Source organism: Streptomyces sp. NPDC048277 (assembly GCF_040652235.1).
Classification (GTDB): Bacteria; Actinomycetota; Actinomycetes; order Streptomycetales; family Streptomycetaceae; genus Streptomyces.
In genome coordinates this window covers 277,807-296,241 of record NZ_JBEZLQ010000009.1, presented here as the reverse complement: position 1 = coordinate 296,241, position 18,435 = coordinate 277,807, and the positions used below count along the sequence as shown (strand labels likewise).

At 71.8% G+C, this 18,435-nt stretch carries 16 protein-coding genes; 9 read left to right on the top strand and 7 right to left on the bottom strand.

All coding sequences use genetic code 11. From position 1 onward, the window contains the following. Positions 1 to 27: 27 nt before the first annotated feature. Complete coding sequence (locus AB0D85_RS21700; protein ID WP_362322484.1) at positions 28 to 462, bottom strand: DUF6114 domain-containing protein; 435 nt, start codon at positions 460 to 462, stop codon at positions 28 to 30. Beyond that, positions 462 to 1,160, bottom strand: a complete 699-nt coding sequence (locus tag AB0D85_RS21695) for a DUF6230 family protein (protein WP_362322482.1) — start codon at positions 1,158 to 1,160, stop codon at positions 462 to 464. The genes AB0D85_RS21700 and AB0D85_RS21695 overlap by 1 nt, the downstream gene beginning before the upstream one ends. Positions 1,161 to 1,768: 608 nt before the next feature. On the opposite strand from AB0D85_RS21695, the gene AB0D85_RS21690 reads away from it, so the two are divergent. Then, a complete protein-coding gene (locus AB0D85_RS21690; RefSeq protein WP_362322480.1) occupies positions 1,769 to 2,413 on the top strand; it encodes a Tat pathway signal sequence domain protein in 645 nt (214 codons plus the stop codon). 17 nt (positions 2,414 to 2,430) lie between these two features. Here AB0D85_RS21690 and AB0D85_RS21685 read toward each other — a convergent pair whose 3' ends face one another. Further along, positions 2,431 to 3,390 (bottom strand): lytic polysaccharide monooxygenase, encoded by a 960-nt coding sequence (locus AB0D85_RS21685; protein ID WP_362322478.1) that lies wholly within the window; start codon positions 3,388 to 3,390, stop codon positions 2,431 to 2,433. 459 nt (positions 3,391 to 3,849) lie between these two features. Between AB0D85_RS21685 and AB0D85_RS21680 the strand changes: the two genes are divergently transcribed. Together AB0D85_RS21680 and AB0D85_RS21675 are read left to right on the top strand one after the other, a co-directional pair. Continuing rightward, complete coding sequence (locus AB0D85_RS21680; protein ID WP_362322476.1) at positions 3,850 to 4,497, top strand: ScbR family autoregulator-binding transcription factor; 648 nt, start codon at positions 3,850 to 3,852, stop codon at positions 4,495 to 4,497. 52 nt (positions 4,498 to 4,549) lie between these two features. Then, the gene (locus tag AB0D85_RS21675; RefSeq protein WP_362322474.1) at positions 4,550 to 5,704 is read left to right on the top strand and encodes a damage-control phosphatase ARMT1 family protein; all 1,155 of its coding nucleotides are present in this window, start codon (positions 4,550 to 4,552) and stop codon (positions 5,702 to 5,704) included. Here the strand turns inward: AB0D85_RS21675 and AB0D85_RS21670 are convergent. After that, on the bottom strand, positions 5,676 to 6,941 hold the full coding sequence (locus AB0D85_RS21670; RefSeq protein ID WP_362322472.1) for a cytochrome P450: 1,266 nt from the start codon (positions 6,939 to 6,941) through the stop codon (positions 5,676 to 5,678). The genes AB0D85_RS21675 and AB0D85_RS21670 overlap by 29 nt on opposite strands. A 204-nt stretch (positions 6,942 to 7,145) precedes the next feature. On the opposite strand from AB0D85_RS21670, the gene rox reads away from it, so the two are divergent. Continuing rightward, complete coding sequence (gene rox / locus AB0D85_RS21665; protein WP_362322470.1) at positions 7,146 to 8,573, top strand: rifampin monooxygenase; 1,428 nt, start codon at positions 7,146 to 7,148, stop codon at positions 8,571 to 8,573. Between the two features lie 147 nt (positions 8,574 to 8,720). Then, positions 8,721 to 10,883: a germacradienol/geosmin synthase Cyc2 gene (cyc2, locus tag AB0D85_RS21660; RefSeq protein WP_362322468.1), complete on the top strand. Its 2,163-nt coding sequence runs from the start codon at positions 8,721 to 8,723 to the stop codon at positions 10,881 to 10,883. A gap of 27 nt (positions 10,884 to 10,910) precedes the next feature. On the opposite strand, the gene AB0D85_RS21655 is transcribed toward cyc2, so the two are convergent. Continuing rightward, complete coding sequence (locus AB0D85_RS21655; RefSeq protein WP_362322466.1) at positions 10,911 to 11,747, bottom strand: hypothetical protein; 837 nt, start codon at positions 11,745 to 11,747, stop codon at positions 10,911 to 10,913. Between the two features lie 70 nt (positions 11,748 to 11,817). Continuing rightward, complete coding sequence (locus AB0D85_RS21650) at positions 11,818 to 12,552, bottom strand: hypothetical protein (RefSeq protein ID WP_362322464.1); 735 nt, start codon at positions 12,550 to 12,552, stop codon at positions 11,818 to 11,820. An 87-nt stretch (positions 12,553 to 12,639) separates the two neighbouring features. On the opposite strand from AB0D85_RS21650, the gene AB0D85_RS21645 reads away from it, so the two are divergent. The 4 genes from AB0D85_RS21645 to AB0D85_RS21630 all read left to right on the top strand — a co-directional run bounded on the left by AB0D85_RS21645 (position 12,640) and on the right by AB0D85_RS21630 (position 16,578). Continuing rightward, positions 12,640 to 13,524: a LysR family transcriptional regulator gene (locus AB0D85_RS21645; protein ID WP_362322462.1), complete on the top strand. Its 885-nt coding sequence runs from the start codon at positions 12,640 to 12,642 to the stop codon at positions 13,522 to 13,524. Positions 13,525 to 13,615: 91 nt separating this feature from the next. Further along, entirely contained in the window at positions 13,616 to 14,251 is a 636-nt protein-coding gene (locus AB0D85_RS21640) for a PDZ domain-containing protein (RefSeq protein WP_362322460.1), read from the top strand. Positions 14,252 to 14,438: 187 nt separating this feature from the next. Further along, complete coding sequence (locus tag AB0D85_RS21635; RefSeq protein WP_362322458.1) at positions 14,439 to 15,569, top strand: aminopeptidase P family protein; 1,131 nt, start codon at positions 14,439 to 14,441, stop codon at positions 15,567 to 15,569. A gap of 61 nt (positions 15,570 to 15,630) precedes the next feature. Then, positions 15,631 to 16,578 (top strand): aminoglycoside phosphotransferase family protein, encoded by a 948-nt coding sequence (locus tag AB0D85_RS21630; RefSeq protein WP_362322456.1) that lies wholly within the window; start codon positions 15,631 to 15,633, stop codon positions 16,576 to 16,578. Positions 16,579 to 16,590: 12 nt separating this feature from the next. Here AB0D85_RS21630 and treZ read toward each other — a convergent pair whose 3' ends face one another. Continuing rightward, positions 16,591 to 18,336 carry a malto-oligosyltrehalose trehalohydrolase gene (treZ, locus tag AB0D85_RS21625; protein ID WP_362322454.1) on the bottom strand — a complete coding sequence of 582 codons (1,746 nt, stop codon included), beginning with the start codon at positions 18,334 to 18,336 and terminating at the stop codon, positions 16,591 to 16,593. Between the last annotated feature and the right edge of the window lie 99 nt (positions 18,337 to 18,435).

Genomic DNA, 18,435 nt, shown 5'->3' with positions numbered 1-18,435 from the left:
ACGCGGAGGCCGTCGTTCACACGGTCACTACGCCTGCACTGTGTCCGCCGACCGCGCCTGCTTCCTGCGCTTGCGCCGGCTCACCCGCGGCTCCTGGTCCGGCAGCCAGCCGAAGATCATGCAGCTGCCGACGGCCCCGAGGGCGAGGCCCACGAAGAAGCCTCCCAGGTTGGAGGTGATCCAGCTGGCCAGGGAGCACAGCATGCCGAGGATGGAGTAGAAGAGGCGCTGCGAGGGGCTGAAGAGGGTCAGCAGGCCGCACAGCACCATGACCGCCGGCAGCAGATAGCCCGCCACACCCTGCACGCCGATATGGACGACGACCTTCAACGAGGCCTTCACGGTGACCAGGATCCAGGCGCCGCCCAGGGTCAGCAGCAGACCGCCCAGGAACGGCCGACGGGCCCGCCAACCGCGGAAGGCGGGCCGCCACCCCTGATCTGGAGTGTCTGTGCCGGACATCAGCAACCCGTGTCGCTGAAGCTGAGTTTCAGGCCGGGAAGCGTGAACGTCCCTGCGGTGGTCTTGTAGTTGGTCTGCCGCAGGTTGTCGATGTGCACGGTGTCGGCCTGCTGGCTGAAGACGCCGATGGGGCCCTGGACCCCGGCCTTGGTGAGGGTGCTCGCGTCGTTGCCGATCTCGATGTTGTTGAAGGACGCGTCGCCCGTCAGCAGGGTCGAGTCGGTGGTCAGATCGGTCGCCTGCACCTTCGACGAGCCGTTGCCCGCCTTGATGAGCAGGTTGGTGCCGCCGAGGTCGACGCTCTGGCACAGACCGTCCAGAGTCGCCTTCTTGATCGCGGAGGTGACGACCAGCACCTGGCCACCGGTGTCACCGGCGTTCGGGCTGCCGTCGGCCATGGTGTCGAGCGCGCCGAACTGTTCGAAGCCGGTGCCGTCGAGCGACTTGGCGGTGACCGTGAAGGGCATGCCGGAGATGAACAGCGTCACCCCCAGCACCCCCTGGGCGGTCAGGACCCCGATGCCGGCGAGGGCCAGGGTGGCCGGCACCGCCATCATGGCGGCCCGGCGGCCCCGGACCCGTCCCCGTCTCGGTGTCCCTCCGGTGCCCCCGGTGGTGTCTGGCGTTTCGGAAAGAGAACCGCTTCCCGGGTTCTCAGGCGTGTTGTCGGCGGACGGAACGTCCGGGGACATGGCCATGTCTGCTCCCATGCATTAGTCACGCGGGTTGGGCTTCAGTGGCACGTTGTCCTGGCGCGGACAGCGGCTGCCGCGCACGCCTCCTCACAACTCCCGGCGGGCGCAAGGGCTTTCTCGTTACGCAGCAGTAGCCATGCCGAAAGTTACCGGCGGTTACTTTTCAGGGTCAAGGCAGTTGTGAAAAAAGGGTGTTGAATATGCGTCAGTTGTGTTCCGACCTTGCATTCCCTTGATCGGTTTCTCAACTCCCTTGATCAGCCTTGACGTTGACGGTCGATCAGGTCTACAACTCTCCCTGGTTTCCTTCGGATCCGTGGCGCCGGATCCGCCGAGCGGCATCGGCCGCTTCCCGGCCTCCTCGATGATCGCTCCGCATCAGCGGCGTCGGCACGGTCGCTTCCCCCCAGGGGCCGTGCCCGATCGCCCTCAACCGGCCCGGCCGGAGGCCTAACCCCCCAGGCTTTCGGCCGGTGTCCGGCACGGCTGCCGTTGCCGGTCCGTCACGTACGGAGAAGGCGTTACGGGCCGGCAACGGCTGGCGCCGCACCGCGCGCCCGAATCCCCCACCTCACCTCACGCAAGTCCCCCAAGGAAAGAGGCAAACCCGCATGCGTACGCGATCCCTCCTCACCATCGCCGGAACCGTCGCCGCCCTCTCGCTCGCGGTCGCCGTTCCCGCCTCCGCCGACGGCAGCGTGCTCACCACGGGCAGCGCCGGCGGCACCGCCGTCGCGGTCGGTGACACCCTCACCGCGTCGCTGGCCAGCGGCACCACCGCCACCCTCTACTCCAGCTCCACCAGCACCAGCGGCATCACCTGTGCGGCCTCGACCTTCACCGCGACGGTCACCGACAACCCCGCCGCCTCCGGCACCGCCACCGAGTCGGCCACCGCGCAGACCTTCAGCAGCTGCACCAGCAACGTGACCGGCGTGACCGGCGTCTCCAGCATCACGGTCGACAACATGCCGTACACCACCGCGGTCTCCTCGGACGGGTCGGTCACGGTCACCCCGCCGAGCGGCTCGACCATCCAGACCACGGTCAAGCTGACCACCCTGCTGGGCAGCATCACCTGTGTCTACCAGGCCGCGAGCCTGAGCGGCACGAGCAGCAACACCGACAACAGCCTCGCCTTCAGCAGCCAGGCGTTCACGAAGTCCTCGGGCTCCATCCTCTGCCCCTCCGCCGGCTACTTCACCGCGAAGTACGCCCCGGTCAGCGACAACGGCGCCGCCGTCTACGTCAACTGACCTTGTTACAAAGGCCGTTAGCGTCGACGCAGACGCAACGCCAGGGCGGCGCCCCCGGTGAGCACCAGCACCGCGGCGGCGCCGCCCGCCAGCAGTGGCGCCGACGGGCCCGAACCGGGGTTCGTGTCGGAGGCCACGGGAGTGCTGTCGGCGGCGGCGGTTCCGGTCGTTGGGGCGACCGGGGTCGCCGTCGCCGTCTGTCGTGCCGGGGTGTCGGCGCTCTTCGAGGCGCCGGGCGTCGGCGTGGCACTCACCTGCGGCTTCGCACTCGCCGCCGCCCCGCCGTCCTTGCCCGCGCTCTGCCCGGCGTCCTTGCCCGAGCCCTGTCCCGCGGCCTTCTTCGCCCTGAACACCACGTCGGAACACGAGTAGTAGGTGTCCGGCGTGCTGGTGGTCTGCCAGACGGTGTAGAGCATCTGACGGCCCGTCCGGCCGGTCGGCAGCGTCGCGCTGAAGTGGTACGCCCCGTTCGTCAGCGGCGGGTCCTTGACCTCGGCGAAGGGCTGAGCGGACAGATCGGACCACTTCAGGGGCTTCGCCGGATCGTAGCCGGGCTTCGTCAGATACAGCCTGAACGTGCCCGTGTGCGCGATCGTCGCGGTGTACGTCATCGTCAGCCGGGCGCCCGGGGTCAGTTCGGTCGCGGGCCAGTCCGCCCGCGCCAGGTCGAGCCCCTTGTACGCCGGCAGGTTGCCGCTGCACAGCTTGCCGTCCGGAATCACCTGCCGGTCACGGCCGTTGACGCCCGCCACCCGCACGTCGTCCCAGGCGACGAAGTTCTGCCCGCTCGCCGCGATCGCCGCCTTGCAGGCCGCCGTCGTGGCGCTGCCCCCGCTGGGGGAGCAGACGTAGGCGCGGCTGGCGGGATCGGTGGGCGCGCCGTGCGCCTGGGCGGACCCCGCCGCCCACGACAGGAGCAGAAGCGGAGCCGTCGCGACGGCTCCCATGACTCTCAGGCGGGCGGTCGTCCGGATCATCCGGGACTTCTCCTCGGCAGCGCGGGTACGGGGTCTGCTGAGGTGAGTACGCGCATCGGGCGCGCACTGTTCAGCGCGGTTGATCACAGGGCCGGGCGATGTGTGGGCCACCGACCGTCTCGTCCGTTTTACGGACTTCCCGAGTGCCATTGAGAACCAACCGTCCGGCTCGTATCGTGGCGATCACCGATGTGCGCCCGGTCGCCCGCATCGCTTCCGGAAACCGGTGTGAACACGAGGGAGGGACGCGTTCTGATCCCGTCCGTTTGTGCAGTGTGGACGCCGGTCGTGCCGCCGTGCGCGCGACTTGCACGTGTCCGTCACCAGGTCCGCACAGGTGCTCCCTGTTGCCGCACGGTGAGCTATCGTGTGCACGGGGTAAAAAACAAACCGCATGTCCCGTCGGTTTGAAAGCCGTGAAGCCGTGAAGTGGTGAAGCCGTGAAGGAGCGTTGAGTCGATGGCGAGGCAGTTACGCGCGGAGCAGACCCGCGCCACGATCATCACGGCCGCCGCCGACCTTTTCGACCGGCGCGGCTATGAATCCACCAGCCTGAGCGAGATCGTCGAACACGCGAAGGTCACCAAGGGGGCGCTCTACTTCCACTTCGCCGCCAAGGAGGACCTGGCGCAGGCCATCATGGAGCTCCAGTCCCGCACCTCCAGCCAGGTGGTGAGGGAGATGGACAGCCGCGGCTACTCCTCGCTGGAGGGCCTGATGCGCACCACGTTCGCGATCGCCCGGCTCTCCGTCGACGGCCCGATCCCGCGCGCCGGACTGCGGCTCGCCACCGCGGACGTCACCGTACGGCCGCCGCTCAGACACCCGTTCACGGAGTGGCTGGAGTTCTCCACCCGTAAACTCATGGGCGCCGTCAAGGAGTCCGATGTGCACCCGGACATCGACGTCGGCGCGGTCGCCCACTCCCTGGTCTGCTTCTTCGTCGGCACCCGGGTCGCCGGCCGCAACCTGGAGCCGGTGACGCGACTGCCGCGCAGGGTCGCCGAGATGTGGTACCTGATGATCCGCGGCCTGGTCCCGGTGCACCGGCGCGCCCGGTACATGACCCTCGCCACGCAGTTGGAGCGCGAGATCAGAACGGCGTGACAGGCACCGTGGATCGGCGGAGCCGGGCAACCCGCGCGATAGCGTGGCGACCATGCCCGACTCCGCCGCCGCACCCGTGATCCTCGGCACCACCGGCCCGTTCCCGCACAGCGTGCTGGCCGAACGGCACCCCGCGATCATCCGCCAGGTGCGGGACGCCTTCCCGTACGGCCCCGAGCAGCACCGCGCCCTCGACGAGTTGCTGCACAACTGCACCGAGGGCGCGATCGAACCCCTTCCCGGCGACGACCGGTGGGGCGACTGGGGCCTGGACAGCTACACCGGACAGTCCTGGTTCGACGTGCCGTGGCTGTGGTCCGAGAGCTACTTCTACCGCCGGCTCCTCGACGCCGTCGGCTACTTCGGCACCGGGCCCTGGCAGGGCGTGGACCCCTTCCGCCCGTTCAAGCTCGCCGAACTCGACGCCAAGGAGACCGACGAGGAACTGGCCGCCCTCGACACCCTGGACGGTGACCCGGACCAGGCCCTGCTGCACGGCTCCCTCTGGGGCAACCGTGCCGACCTGGGTTTCCGTCTCTCCGCCGGCGAGTCGGGCGAGGCCGTATCCGCCCTGGTCGCCGACGACAGCGCGGCCCTGTGGCCCCTGCTCGACGGCGGCACCCTCTGTCTGGTCGCCGACAACGCGGGCCGTGAACTCGTCCCCGACCTGCTGCTGATCGCCCACCTCCTGGACACGGGGCGTGCCGAAGACGCGGTCCTGCACATCAAGCCGTACCCGTACTACGTCTCCGACGCCACCACCGCCGACGTCGTCGACGCCCTGCGCCGGCTCACCGCGGCCTCGGGTGCCGCCGCCCGCCACGGCCGTACCCTCTGGTCCGCGATGTCGGACGGCCGCCTCACCGTGCGCGCCCACCCCTTCTCCTGCGCCCCGCTGCCGTACGACCGGATGCCCGACGACCTGCGCGCCGAGTTCGCCTCCGCCGCGCTGACGGTCTTCAAGGGCGACCTCAACTACCGCCGTCTGGTGGGCGATCGCCGCTGGCCCCCGACCACACCCTTCGCCGACGTCACCGCCTGGTTCCCCGGCCCGGTGGCCGCCCTGCGCACCCTCAAGTCCGATGTCGTCACCGGTCTCTCCGCGGACACCGAGGCGGCCCTGGACGCGGCCGGGGGAGAGCGCTGGCGCACGGCCGGCACCCACGCCCTGATCCAGGTCAACCCACGGCCGTCGGCAGCGACTTGAGCCCGTTGATGAAGTTCGAGACCAGCCGCCCGGCGGGCCCGGCCGGAAGCAGCGAGGACGGCGCCTGGGCGTAGAGCGTGCGCAGCTGGAGCCGGGCGAAGTGGGCGCCCAGGCAGACGTGCGGCCCGTCCCCGAAGGACACATGCGGGTTCGGGGTACGGCCGAGGTCGAGCCGGTCGGGATCGGCGAAGGCCCGCCCGTCACGGTTGGCCGAGGCATGCAGCACGACCACCTTGTCGCCCTTGGCGATGCGCTGCCCGCCCAGCTCGGTGTCCCGCGCGGCGGTGCGGCGGAAGGTCAGCACCGGGGGATGCCAGCGCAGCAACTCCTCCACCGCGGTGTCGGCCCGCACCTTCCCGGCGCGCAACAGGCGGTACGACTCCGGGTGTTCGGCCAGTGCCAGCAGTCCACCGGGGGCGGCCGACCGCACGGTGTCGTTGCCGGCGACCGTGAGCAGGAAGAAGAACATCTCCAGTTCGCCGTCGGCGAGTTCGTCGTCCCGGGCGAGGGCCGTCATGACGTCGTCCGCCGGGTTCCGGCGTTTGTACGCGGCGAGTTCACGGGCGTACGCGAACATGTCCCGCAGCATCGCGGGCGACCGCGGATCGACCGGCCGGCCCCGCTCGTCGACCGTCCGGGGCCCGGCCTCGTCCGGGTCCTGGTAACCGATCACCCGCTGTGTCCAGTGCAGCAGCAGTCCGCGGTCGCCGTCCGGGACGCCCAGCAGGTCGGCGAGGTTGAGCAGGGCGTACTCGTCGGTGACGGCGGCGACCAGGTCGACCGTGCCGTCCCCGTCCCGCGCCGTCCGCAGCGCCCGGTCGAACAGGGCCCGCGCCCGCTGCCGTACCACCGCCTCGAACCGCTCGATCCGCCCCGGTGTGAAGGCCCGGCTCACCGTCCGCCGCAACCGCCCGTGGTCCGGGGGGTCCTGATTGAGCATCATGCGCCGGATGAACGGCAGATCCGCCGGGTCCGGATCCCGGATCTGGGTCGCGCCGAGACGCGAGGAGTACGTCCCCGGGTCCCTGAGCACCCGCACCACGTCCGCGTGCCGTGCCACCGCCCAGAACCCCGGCCCGGCCGGCCAGCCCAGCACCTCCGGCTCCGGCTGCCAGGCCACGGGGTGATGATCGCGCAGGACGCGATAGTCGGCGTACGGCACGGCGGCGGCGTACCGGCGCGGGTCGAAGACGTCGGGCACGGGCGGGGCGGTGCCGCTGCCGTCGGAGGCGGTCATGGGACCACGGTGGCCGGTGCGGCGGGGTCCGGCAAGACGGCGGAGAGCACGGTGGGACGGCTGCAAAAAGCAAAAGCGAGGAGTTCACGCTCTCCTCGCCACTCTCAACGTATAGCGCACCGGGGGCCTTGCGGCAAGGCCCCGTCGGCGGTGCAGAATCTGCGCCCGGAGTCACCACCTGCGGGTTTTCTATGGGGGAATTCGATGCTCGACGTGATCATCGCCGGCGGCGGACCGACCGGACTGATGCTGGCCGGCGAACTGCGGCTGCACGGTGTGCGGGTGCTCGTGCTGGAGAAGGAGACGTTCCCGGCCGGCCAGTCCCGCGCGCTCGGCCTGCACGCGCGCAGTGTCGAGATAATGGACCAGCGCGGTCTGCTGGAGCGGTTTCTCGCGCGGGGCCAGAAGTTCGCGACCGCCGGATTCTTCGCCGGCATTCTCTCGCCGTGGCCCGACCGGCTGGACACCGCGCATTCCTATGTCCTCGGCATTCCCCAGACCACCACCGAGCGCCTGCTGGCCGAGCACGCCGGCGGACTCGGCGCCGAGATCCGGCGCGGCGGTGAACTGGCCGGACTGAGCCAGGACGACGACGGGGTGACCGTCGACCTGGCGGACGGCACACGGCTGCGCTCGCGCTACCTCGTCGGCTGCGACGGCGGCCGCAGCACGGTGCGCGGGCTGCTCGGCGTCGGCTTCCCCGGCGAACCGGCCACCAGCGAGACCTGGCTGGGCGAGCTGGAGGTGGCCGTGACACCCGGGGAACTGGCCGCCGTGGTGGCCGAGGTCCGCAGGAACAGCGCGCGGTTCGGCGTCATGCCCCGCGAGGACGGCGTGTACCGCGTCATCGTGCCCGCCGACGGGCTGTCCGAGGACCGCAGGGTCCCGCCGACCCTGGAGGAGTTCAGGGCGCGGCTGCGGGAGTTCGCCGGCACCGACTTCGGCGTGCACTCCCCGCGCTGGATCTCCCGCTTCGGCGACGCCACCCGGCTGGCCGAGCGCTACCGGGTCGGCCGGGTGCTGCTGGCCGGCGACGCGGCGCACATCCACCCGCCGACCGGCGGCCAGGGGCTCAACCTCGGCATCCAGGACGCCTTCAACCTCGGCTGGAAGCTGGCCGCCGAGGTGAACGGCTGGGCACCGGAGGGCCTGCTGGACAGCTACCACTGCGAACGGCACCCGGTGGCCGCCGCCGTACTGGACAACACCCGCGCGCAGAGCGAACTGCTGTCCGCCGCACCCGGTGCCCGGGCGGTGCGCCGGCTGGTGACGGAACTGCTGGGCTTCGAGGAGGTGAACCGGTACCTGATCGAGAAGATCACCGCGATCTCGGTCCGCTACGACTTCGGCGCGGGACATGAACTCCTCGGCCGGCGGCTGCGGGACGTGCAGCTGAAGCGCGGGCGCCTCTACGCGCTGACGCACGACGGCCGCGGGCTGCTGCTGGACCAGACCGGCCGGCTCTCGGCGGCGGGCTGGGCGGACCGGGTCGACCACGTCGTCGACGTCAGCGAGGAACTGGACGTGCCGGCCGTACTGCTCCGGCCGGACGGCCATGTGGCGTGGGCCGGCGAGGACCAGGAGGACCTGCGGGGGCAGTTGGCCAGGTGGTTCGGCGCTGCGGCCGGCTGAGCACCGGGGTGCGGACGGGGACGAGGGTGACCGAGGAACGCCACAGAACCCGGCCGAAGGTCCCGGAATCCGGCCCGGTTCACGCGATGGTGTGATCATGTGCCGCGCGGTGGATGGCCGTTGAAGTGCACGGGTAGGGCCTCGGCCATGACGCAGCCGTTCGAACTCCCGCACTTCTACATGCCGTATCCCGCGCGGCTCAACCCGCATCTGGAGGAGGCGCGGGCCCATTCCACCGAGTGGGCCCGCGCGATGGGCATGCTGGAGGGGTCCGGGATCTGGACCCAGGCCGACCTGGAGGCACACGACTACGGCCTGCTGTGCAGCTACACCCACCCCGACTGCGACGGCCCCGCGCTCTCGCTGATCACCGACTGGTACGTGTGGGTGTTCTTCTTCGACGACCACTTCCTCGACATGTACAAGCGCACCCAGGACCGCGCCGCCGGCAAGGCCCATCTCGACCGGCTCCCGCTGTTCATGCCGCTCGACCTGTCGACGCCCGTGCCGGAGCCGCAGAACCCGGTCGAGGCGGGCCTCGCCGACCTGTGGGCGCGCACGGTGCCGTCGATGTCGGTCGACTGGCGCCGCCGGTTCTCGGTCGCCACCGAGCACCTGCTGAACGAGTCGATGTGGGAGCTGGCCAACATGAACGAGGGCCGGATCGCCAACCCCGTCGAGTACATCGAGATGCGCCGCAAGGTCGGCGGCGCCCCCTGGTCGGCGGGGCTCGTCGAGTACGCGACGGCCGAGGTGCCCGCGGCCGCCGCCGGCTCGCGGCCGCTCCGGGTGCTGATGGAGACCTTCGCCGACGCCGTCCACCTGCGCAACGACCTCTTCTCCTACCAGCGCGAGGTCGAGGACGAGGGCGAGAACAGCAACGGCGTGCTGGTCCTGGAGACCTTCTTCGACTGCAGCACCCAGGAAGCCGCCGACACGGTCAACGACATCCTCACCTCCCGCCTCCACCAGTTCGAGCACACCGCCCTCACCGAAGTGCCCGCGCTCGCCGCCGAGAAGGGCCTCACCCCCGACCAGGCCGTCGCGATCGCCGCCTACACCAAGGGCCTGCAGGACTGGCAGTCCGGCGGCCACGAATGGCACCTGCGCTCCAGCCGCTACATGAACCGGGGCGCCACCACGGCCGCCCCCTGGCAGAGCCTGACCGGCCCCGGTACCTCCGCTGCGGACGTCGGCGCCTTACTCGCCACGGCCGCCGCGGAGCGTCTGCGCGCCTACTCCCACGTGCCCTTCCAGCAGGTCGGCCCCTCCCTTCTGCCCGACTTCCACATGCCGTACGAGGCCGAGCTCAGCCCGCACCTCGACGCCGCCCGCCCCCGCCTGACCGCCTGGATGCACTCCACCGGCATGCTCGCCGAGGGTGTCTGGGACGAGGACAAGCTCACCGCCAACGACCTCGTGCTCTGCGCCGCAGGCCTCGACCCGGACGCCACCCCCGAGGAGCTCGACCTCAGCGCCCAGTGGCTGGCCTGGGGCACCTACGCCGACGACTACTACCCCCTCTGTTTCGGCACCCGGCGCGACCTGGCCGGCGCCCGGCAGGCCACGGCCCGGCTGTCCGCCTGCATGCCGCTCGCCGGTGAACCCGTCCCCGTCCCGGTCAGCGGCATGGAGCGCGGCCTGATCGACCTGTGGGCGCGCACCACCGCCGGGATGAGCCCCGAGGACCGGCTCTTCCTCAGGCGGTCCGTCGACACGATGACCGAGAGCTGGCTCTGGGAGATGTCCAACCAGCTCCAGCACCGTATCCCCGACCCCATCGACTACCTGGAGATGCGCAGGTCCACGTTCGGCTCCGACCTCACCCTGAGCCTGGCCCGCCGCGGCCACGCGCCCGCGATCCCACCGGAGGTCTACCGCAGCGGCCCGGTCCGCTCCCTGGAGAACGCCGCCATCGACTACGGCATGCTCGTCAACGACGTCTTCTCCTACCAGAAGGAGATCCAGTACGAGGGCGAGCTGCACAACGCGATCCTCGTCGTCCAGAACTTCTTCGGCGTCGACTACCCGGCCGCACTCCGTGTCGTACACGACCTGATGACCCAGCGGATGCGGCAGTTCGAGCATGTCGTCGGGAGCGAACTCCCGGTCGTGTACGACGACTTCGAGCTGTCGGCCGAGGCCCGTGAGGCCATGGGGGTCTATGTCCGTGATCTGCAGAACTGGATGGCCGGCGTCCTCAACTGGCACCAGCGAGTGGACCGTTACCAGCCGGACCACCTCGCCCGCCGCGCCCACGGTTTCCTCCCGGACCGGCCGCCGCTCGCCCCGGCGCTGCCGGTCGGCTGACCCGAGGGAATCTGCCCCTGCGTACGGCTATTTCCGGAGGGCCGTGTACAAGTGCTGGGCGCGCTCGGCCTGTTGCCGGTCGCCCAGCCGCTCGAACTCCCCGGCCAGCCAGCGCAGGGGCGACAGGTCGAGCTCCTTTCTGCTGCCGGGGCGGAGCAGTGCGCTCTGGTCCATGAATATCTCGTCCAACCGGCGGATCAGCGCGACCCTGGCGAGTTCGGTCAGCCCCTGGTCGACGGCCAGCGTGATCCAGGTCGACAGCGGCTCGGCGGCCGGGTCGCCGGGCACCTCGTGCCGCACCGACTCCCACAACGGCGGCCGGGGGTGCGGGTCGAGCAGGTCGTGGGCGCAGCCCTCCGCCGCGTTGAGCAGGAGGAAGTCCGGCTCGGTGCGCAGCAGCGCCGTGTGCAGCATGCCGACCAGTTCGACGGGGGAGCGGTCGGGCAGGCCCAGGGCGGCACGGAGTTCGGCGCGCTCGGCGTCGATGCCGTGGTACTCCCGGATCTCGTCCTCGACCTCGGCCACGCGCGCGAGGATCGCCTGCTCGCCGTCCGCCGGAGTCAGGTGAACATAGTCGCGCCAGCCGGGCAGGCCGATCACGATCTCCAGCGCCTCGTCGGCGGACGACCCTATGATCCCGGCCGAGCCCTCCGAGTCCGCGTACAGCAACGAGCCGTCCGCGCACACGAAATACGTGCCGCCCGTGTCGCAGCCCGCCACCGTCTCCAGTGCGCCACCGGAGGCGAGACGGACCGGCTCGGCATGGCCGTCGGCGGCCCGGTCCAGGTCGAAGTTGAAGGGGAACGCCGCCAGTTCGGCCAGGCGACGGTGCTGCCGGAGCAGCCGCAGGCAGTGATCGGTCATGTCACAGAACGTAACAGGCGCCACTGACAACGGACTCCGGCCGCGCCCGGGAGCGGTGCCGCTCCCGGCCTCACACCGACGCGCGCGCCCGCTCCGAGGCGTGTGCGACCGCCGCCCGTGCCAGCGCCCGGACCACCTGATGCGGACGCGAGCCGTCCCCGGACAACTCCGGCTGGAAGAGCGTGGCCAGGAAGAAGGGGTGGCCGGGCAGTTCGGCCACGCGGACATGGCCGTCCTCGTCGTGGCCGGTCAGCCGCAGCCCGTGGGCGCGCAGGGTGTCGAGGTGGCGGGAGGGGCCGTACGAGCAGAAGTAGCGCTCGACCGTGCGCCCCGAGCCGATCGAGGACTCGGCGAGCGTGCCCGGCTCGACGGTCACGACGGCCTCGTGGCCCACCAGCGAGCAGGCCAGCGGTTCGATGAGGAGATCCTCGGCGTCGGGGTCGTTCTCGGCGTGCGCGACCCGGGTCAGGCCGCAGACGTTGCGGGCGTACTCCAGGAGCGCGTGCTGGAAACCCCCGCAGGTGCCCAGGAAGGGGATGCCCTCCTCGCGGGCGGTACGGATCGCCCGCAGCACACCCGCCTCGCTGCGGTACGGGCTGCCCGGCAGCACCCACACCGCGTCGAAGCCGCGCACCGCGTCCTCGGCCTCGGCGTCCTCGGACGGGATCCAGTACGCGTCGAGGACCAGCCGGTCGTGTTCGGCGAGCGCGTCGAGGAGGAGCGGGATCCGGGTGTGCGACACGACGTTGGGGGAGCGGTCCCCGACCAGGGCGACCGTGGCGGTGCGGGCTGCTGAGTTCGTCATGCCCTCATCGTGGTCGCCGGTCGTGGTTCACGTCCAACGATGATTGGTGCACTCTCGATAAGCATCACTGATGTCATCCTGTACGGCATGGACCCGCACCTCCTGCGCACCTATGTCACCGTGGCCCGCCTCGCCTCCTTCTCGGAGGCCGCACGCGAGCTGGGCTACACCCAGTCCGCGGTCTCCCAGCACATCGCCGCCCTCGAACAGGACCTCGGCGCGCCCCTGCTCACCCGCCGCCCGGTGACCCCCACGGCGGCCGGCGAACGGCTCCTGGAGCACGCGGGTCCGCTGCTGCTCCGCCTGGAGGCGGCCCGCGCGGACGTCGTACGGATGGCCGCCGCACCCGCGCCCGGCCTGACCCTCGCCGCGACCCCGACCGCGCTCGGCCCCGCCGTTCTCGCCGCACTGCCGGCCGCCGGTGTCACCCTGCGCGTGCTGCCCCGCGACGGGATCCCGGCCGCCGTCGCCACCGGCACCGCCGACCTGGGCCTGCTCGACGGCCTGGCCGCGCCCAGCGACCCCCTCCGCATGCCCGACGTGGCCCCCCTGACCACACACGGCGTCGGAGAGGAACCCGTCGCCGTCCTGCTCCCCGCCGGGCACCCCCTCGCCGGCCGCCGGGGCCTGCGCCTCGCCGACCTCGCCGACGCCCGCTGGCTCGACGCACCCGACGCGGCCCCGCCCCTCGCCCAACTGCGCGCCGCGACCGGTGGCGGGGCCTTCCGCCCGGCCCTGCGCTACGACGGCTCCGACGTCCGCACCCTCACCGCCCTCACCGCGACCGGTCATGGTCTGACCCTGCTGCCCCTGCGCACCGCCACCGGTGTCCCCGGCACCGTCGCCGTCCCCGTCACCGCACCCCGGGTCGTCCACCGGGTGGAACTGCTGTACGGCGGGACGCCCGAGGGGGCGACCGCGGACCTGGTGGCGAGGCTTCTCGACGGCGCCCGAAGCGCAGCTGAGGGATAGGACTTCCCGTCCCTGACCCGGGGTCAGTCTCACTCGTTCGTGTCTCGTCGCGCCCGCGTGCGCCGGGTAGAGCTCGGGCTGGAGGCGAACCATGGAACAGACCGCTTTGCGTCCCAAGCCGATTCCCGGTCAGGAAGGTCAGGAAGAACAGGAACGACAGGAAGAGCAGGAACGACGGGAAGAACAGGGGCGACGGGAAGAACAGGGGCGACAGGAACGGGGGGACGGCAACCCACCCGGCCCGGCCCGGCGCCCGCACGCCGCGCGCCGCCGCGCCGGCCGGATCAGGACCCTGCTCCTCGGATCGTTCGTGGGCACGGTCCTGGTGCTGTCCGGAGTCGGCATCGGCACGGTCGGCGCCACGGTGATCGGCCTGAGCAGACTCGCCGAACTGCAACGCCAGGCCCCACCACCGACGCCCGGGCCCACCCCGTCCCTCACCCCGAGCCCGTCGTGGACCGTCGCCGCGACGCTGGGGGTGGAGGCCGTCGACGCGGAGAAGGTGGGCGCGCTGGTGGTGGGCGTCCATGTGCCCGGCCCGGGCTACACGGCGGGCCTCGTCAGGGGCGATGTGCTCCTCCAACTCGGCGACACCCGCATCGACAGGGCCACCGACCTGGCCCGAGCGGTGACCGAGGCCCACCCGGGCAAGGAACTCAAGCTCACGGTGCGGCACGCGAGCGGGGGCTATCAACAACTGACAGTGCTTCCCGGCGTCGTGACGTGATCTGCCCAGGGGCGCGGGGCTGTATCGATATGCGGCTCCGCCGCGTGGGCGCGACCAGCCACAACGGCACCGCACCCGCCGCACAACCGAGACACACAACGGCGCTACCGCGCAAACCGGCTCGCGCACCCCCGCCGCACCCGGCAGGATGCTTCCGGAGGCACCCTCACCCGTGCACGGAGGCCCGATGACCGGCACCACACCCGCCGCGCCCTTCAGCGCGGGCGACTACAAGTCCCGCATGACGCGCGCGGCGCATGCCGCCGCGGACGCCGGCCTCGCGGGCCTCCTGATCGCCCCCGGCCCCGACATGGTGTGGCTCACCGGCTACACCCCCACCGCCGTCACCGAACGGCTCACCCTCCTCGTCCTGGCCCCCGACCGGGACCCCGTCCTGGTCGTCCCCACCCTGGAGGCCCCCGACGCCGCGAAGTCCGACGGCGCGTCGGTCCTGACCCTGCGCGACTGGACCGACGGCAAGGACCCCTACGCCGTGACCGCGGACCTGCTCGACAGGGCAGGCCGCTTCGGTATCAGCGACAACGCCTGGGCGATGCACGTGCTGGGCCTGCAGAGGACACTCCCCGACACCTCGTACGCCTCCCTCACCGACGCGCTTCCCATGCTCCGCGGCGTCAAGGACGCGGCCGAGCTCGAACTCCTCGCCGCCGCCGGAGCGGCTGCCGATTCAACGTTCGAGGAGATCCGCAAGGTTCCCTTCGCCGGCCGCCGCGAGTCCGACGTCGGCCACGACCTCGCCGACCTGCTGCGCCGCTTCGGCCACGAACAGGTCGACTTCACCATCGTCGGCTCCGGCCCCAACGGCGCCAATCCGCACCACGAGGTCGGGGACCGGGTCATCCAGGACGGCGACATGGTCGTCCTCGACTTCGGCGGCCTCAAGGACGGCTACGGCTCCGACACCACGCGCACGGTGCACGTGGGCCCGCCGACCGCCGAGGAACGCGAGGTGCACGACATCGTCCGCGCCGCCCAGGAGGCCGGCTTCCGGGCCGTACGCCCGGGTGTCGCCTGCCAGGAGGTCGACCGTGCCGCCCGCGCGGTCATCACCGACGCCGGGTACGGCGAGTTCTTCATCCACCGCACCGGCCACGGCATCGGCGTCACCACGCACGAGCCGCCGTACATGATCGAGGGCGAGGAGCAGCCGCTCGTGCCCGGGATGTGCTTCTCCGTGGAGCCCGGCATCTATCTGCCCGGCCGCTTCGGGGTGCGGATCGAGGACATCGTCACGGTGACCGAGGAGGGCGGGCGTCGTTTCAACAACACCACCCGCGAGATGGTCACAGTGGGCTGACCCACCCGCCCCGGGAGTGCCCTCACGCTCCTACCCCACCCGAACGGCAACGGCGCGATCCATGACCCAGGCACCGACACCCACCGCGGACACCGTCCGCCGACTGGTCCGTTCGCTGCTCAAGGAGAGCGCGACCGGAACCTCGGGACCGGACGTCCGGCCCGTCGCCGAGGGCGGCGAGCACTCCACCTGGTGGGTCGGCACCCGCCATGTGCTGCGCCTGGCCCCCGACCGCGAGGCCGCGCTGCGCCAGCGCCGCGAACTGCGCCTGCGCGACCTGGTCCGCCCGCACCTGCCGGTCGCCGTCCCGGCCAGTGTCGCGCACGGCGAGTGGGCGCCGGGGCTGACGTACACACTGGACGTCGCGATCCCCGGGGGTACGGCCGAGGAGCACGATGTCTCCGCCGTGGGCGAGGCCGATCTGGCCGGGCTGCTCACCGGGCTGCGCGAGGTGCCCGTACGGCAGGCCGAGACGCTCGGTGTGCCGCGCACCCCGCCGCGCTCGCTGGAGGCGCTGCGCCGGATGGCCGTGGCCGCCGCCGAACGCCTCGCCGCCGTGGACGAGTTCGACGCCGCCCGGCTGCACCAGCTCACCCCGCCCGGCGCGGCCCAGCTCGCCGCGCAGCCCGGTGCCGCCGTGCTGGCCCACCACGCCCTCAAGGGCGAGCATCTGGTGGTGAGCGCCGACGGCAGGGTCCGGGGCGTCCTCGACTGGACCGACGCGGCCGTCGGCGACCCCGCCGAGGACATCGCGGGGCTCGCCCTCGCGGTCGGCTCCGGCGCGGCCGTCCGCGCGGCCACCCTCGCCGGCTACGGCGCCCGCCCCTGCCTGCGCGGCCTGTGGCTCGCCCGCTGCGACACCGTCATCCGGCTCACCGACCGCCTGGAGGGCCACGGCGACAGCCCCCTGCGGCTCCTGCGCACCCAGCTCAGGCGCGCCTGGGAGACGATCCTGCTGGAGCGGGTGACGGAGCTGCGCGAGGACACCGAGGACGACGACGAACTGTAGAGGGGCCGGCGCTCACGCCTGGGTGAGCACCACGCACGACTCGCCCGGCACCCGCAGCACCCCGTCGGTGTCCGGTGCCGCCACGGTGTCCCACGCGGCCAGCACCTCCACCCTGCCGGTGCCGAGGGGGATCGCCGTCGGCTCCTTGCCCAGGTTCACGGCCACCCGTACGTCCCCGCGCCGGAACGCCAGCCAGCGTGCCTCCGCGTCGTACGCCACCTTGGTGTCGGCGAGGTCGGGATCGGTGAGGTCCGGCTGTTCGTGGCGCAGGGCGATCAGCCTGCGGTACCAGGCCAGCACGCGCGCGTGGGGCTCGCGTTCCGGCTCCGACCAGTCCAGGCAGGACCGTTCCCTGGTCGCCGGGTCCTGCGGGTCCGGTACGTCCTCCTCGGCCCACCCGTGCGCCGCGAACTCCCGGCGCCTGCCCCGTCGTACGGCCTCCGCCAGGTCCGGGTCCGTGTGGTCGGTGAAGAACTGCCAGGGGGTGCCGGCGGCCCATTCCTCGCCCATGAACAGCATCGGTGTGAAGGGCGCGGTGAGGGTCAGCGTGGCCGCACAGGCCAGCAGGCCGGGGGAGAGGGTGGCCGAAAGCCGGTCGCCCTGGGCGCGGTTGCCGACCTGGTCGTGGGTCTGGGTGTAGCCGAGCAGGCGGTGCCCGGCCATCCGCGCGCGGTCCAGCGGGCGGCCGTGGCGGCGGCCGCGGAAGCCGGAGTGCGTGCCGTCGTGGAAGTAGCCGCCGGTGAGCGTCTTCGCGAGGGCGGCGAAGGGGGACCGCGCGAAGTCGGCGTAGTAGCCCTGGGACTCGCCGGTCAGCGCGGTGTGCAGGGCGTGGTGGAAGTCGTCGTTCCACTGCGCGTCCAGGCCGAACCCGTGCTCCGCGCGGGCGGTGATGACGCGTGGGTCGTTCAGGTCGGACTCGCCGACGAGGAACAGCGGCCGGCCCGACTCGGCCGCCAGGGCGGCCACGGCCGACGACAGTTCCTCCAGGAAGTGGCACGCGCGCGTGTCGCGCAGCGCGTGCACCGCGTCCAGGCGCAGCCCGTCGATCCGGTAGTCGCGCAGCCAGGCCAGCGCACTGCCGACCAGATACGCGCGCACCTCGTCCGAACCGGGCGCGTCCAGGTTGACCGCCGCGCCCCAGGGCGTGTGGTGCGTCTCCGTGAAGTACGGCCCGAACGCGGGCAGGTAATTGCCCGACGGGCCGAGGTGGTTGTGGACGACGTCCAGGACGACGCCGAGTCCGAGTCCGTGCGCCCGGTCGACGAACCGCTTCAGCGCCTCGGGGCCGCCGTAGGGCTCGTGCACCGCCCACAGCGAGACCCCCTCGTACCCCCAGCCGTGCCGGCCGGGGAACGGACACAGGGGCATCAACTCCACGTGCGTGACGCCCAGTTCCATCAGGTGGTCCAGACGCGCGGCGGCCGCGTCCAGAGTCCCCTCACGGGTGTACGTGCCCACGTGCAGTTCGTAGAGCACCGCGCCCGGCAGCGGCCGCCCCGGCCACGCGGCACGCCACTCGTGGCGCCCGTGGTCGACGACCGCGCTGAGCCCGTCGGGGCCGTCCGGCTGGCGGCGCGAGCGCGGGTCGGGCAGCACCGGGCCGTCGTCCAGCGCGAACCCGTACCGCGTGCCGTCCTCGGCGTCCGCCTCCCCGGCCCACCAGCCGGGCCGCCGCGGATCGCGCTCCAACGCGCGCGTGGCGCCCTCGCAATGGAGCGTCACACGGTCTGCCTGCGGTGCCCACACCTCGAACTGCACGGACGGTCCCCTTCGTCTGGCTCATCGTGAGGTAGTACGTCCATCGTGCCGCGAAAAGCGATCAATCCGCTTTTGAATCCGGGCTTTCCCGGCAGGTGT

What these genes read in the sequence shown, in the direction of transcription:
- AB0D85_RS21700 (WP_362322484.1), bottom strand. Translation starts at nt 462, where the DNA reads ATGTCCGGCACAGACACTCCAGATCAGGGGTGGCGGCCCGCCTTCCGC.
- AB0D85_RS21695 (WP_362322482.1), bottom strand. Translation starts at nt 1,160, where the DNA reads ATGGCCATGTCCCCGGACGTTCCGTCCGCCGACAACACGCCTGAGAAC.
- AB0D85_RS21690 (WP_362322480.1), top strand. Translation starts at nt 1,769, where the DNA reads ATGCGTACGCGATCCCTCCTCACCATCGCCGGAACCGTCGCCGCCCTC.
- AB0D85_RS21685 (WP_362322478.1), bottom strand. Translation starts at nt 3,390, where the DNA reads ATGATCCGGACGACCGCCCGCCTGAGAGTCATGGGAGCCGTCGCGACG.
- AB0D85_RS21680 (WP_362322476.1), top strand. Translation starts at nt 3,850, where the DNA reads ATGGCGAGGCAGTTACGCGCGGAGCAGACCCGCGCCACGATCATCACG.
- AB0D85_RS21675 (WP_362322474.1), top strand. Translation starts at nt 4,550, where the DNA reads ATGCCCGACTCCGCCGCCGCACCCGTGATCCTCGGCACCACCGGCCCG.
- AB0D85_RS21670 (WP_362322472.1), bottom strand. Translation starts at nt 6,941, where the DNA reads ATGACCGCCTCCGACGGCAGCGGCACCGCCCCGCCCGTGCCCGACGTC.
- rox (WP_362322470.1), top strand. Translation starts at nt 7,146, where the DNA reads ATGCTCGACGTGATCATCGCCGGCGGCGGACCGACCGGACTGATGCTG.
- cyc2 (WP_362322468.1), top strand. Translation starts at nt 8,721, where the DNA reads ATGACGCAGCCGTTCGAACTCCCGCACTTCTACATGCCGTATCCCGCG.
- AB0D85_RS21655 (WP_362322466.1), bottom strand. Translation starts at nt 11,747, where the DNA reads ATGACCGATCACTGCCTGCGGCTGCTCCGGCAGCACCGTCGCCTGGCC.
- AB0D85_RS21650 (WP_362322464.1), bottom strand. Translation starts at nt 12,552, where the DNA reads ATGACGAACTCAGCAGCCCGCACCGCCACGGTCGCCCTGGTCGGGGAC.
- AB0D85_RS21645 (WP_362322462.1), top strand. Translation starts at nt 12,640, where the DNA reads ATGGACCCGCACCTCCTGCGCACCTATGTCACCGTGGCCCGCCTCGCC.
- AB0D85_RS21640 (WP_362322460.1), top strand. Translation starts at nt 13,616, where the DNA reads ATGGAACAGACCGCTTTGCGTCCCAAGCCGATTCCCGGTCAGGAAGGT.
- AB0D85_RS21635 (WP_362322458.1), top strand. Translation starts at nt 14,439, where the DNA reads ATGACCGGCACCACACCCGCCGCGCCCTTCAGCGCGGGCGACTACAAG.
- AB0D85_RS21630 (WP_362322456.1), top strand. Translation starts at nt 15,631, where the DNA reads ATGACCCAGGCACCGACACCCACCGCGGACACCGTCCGCCGACTGGTC.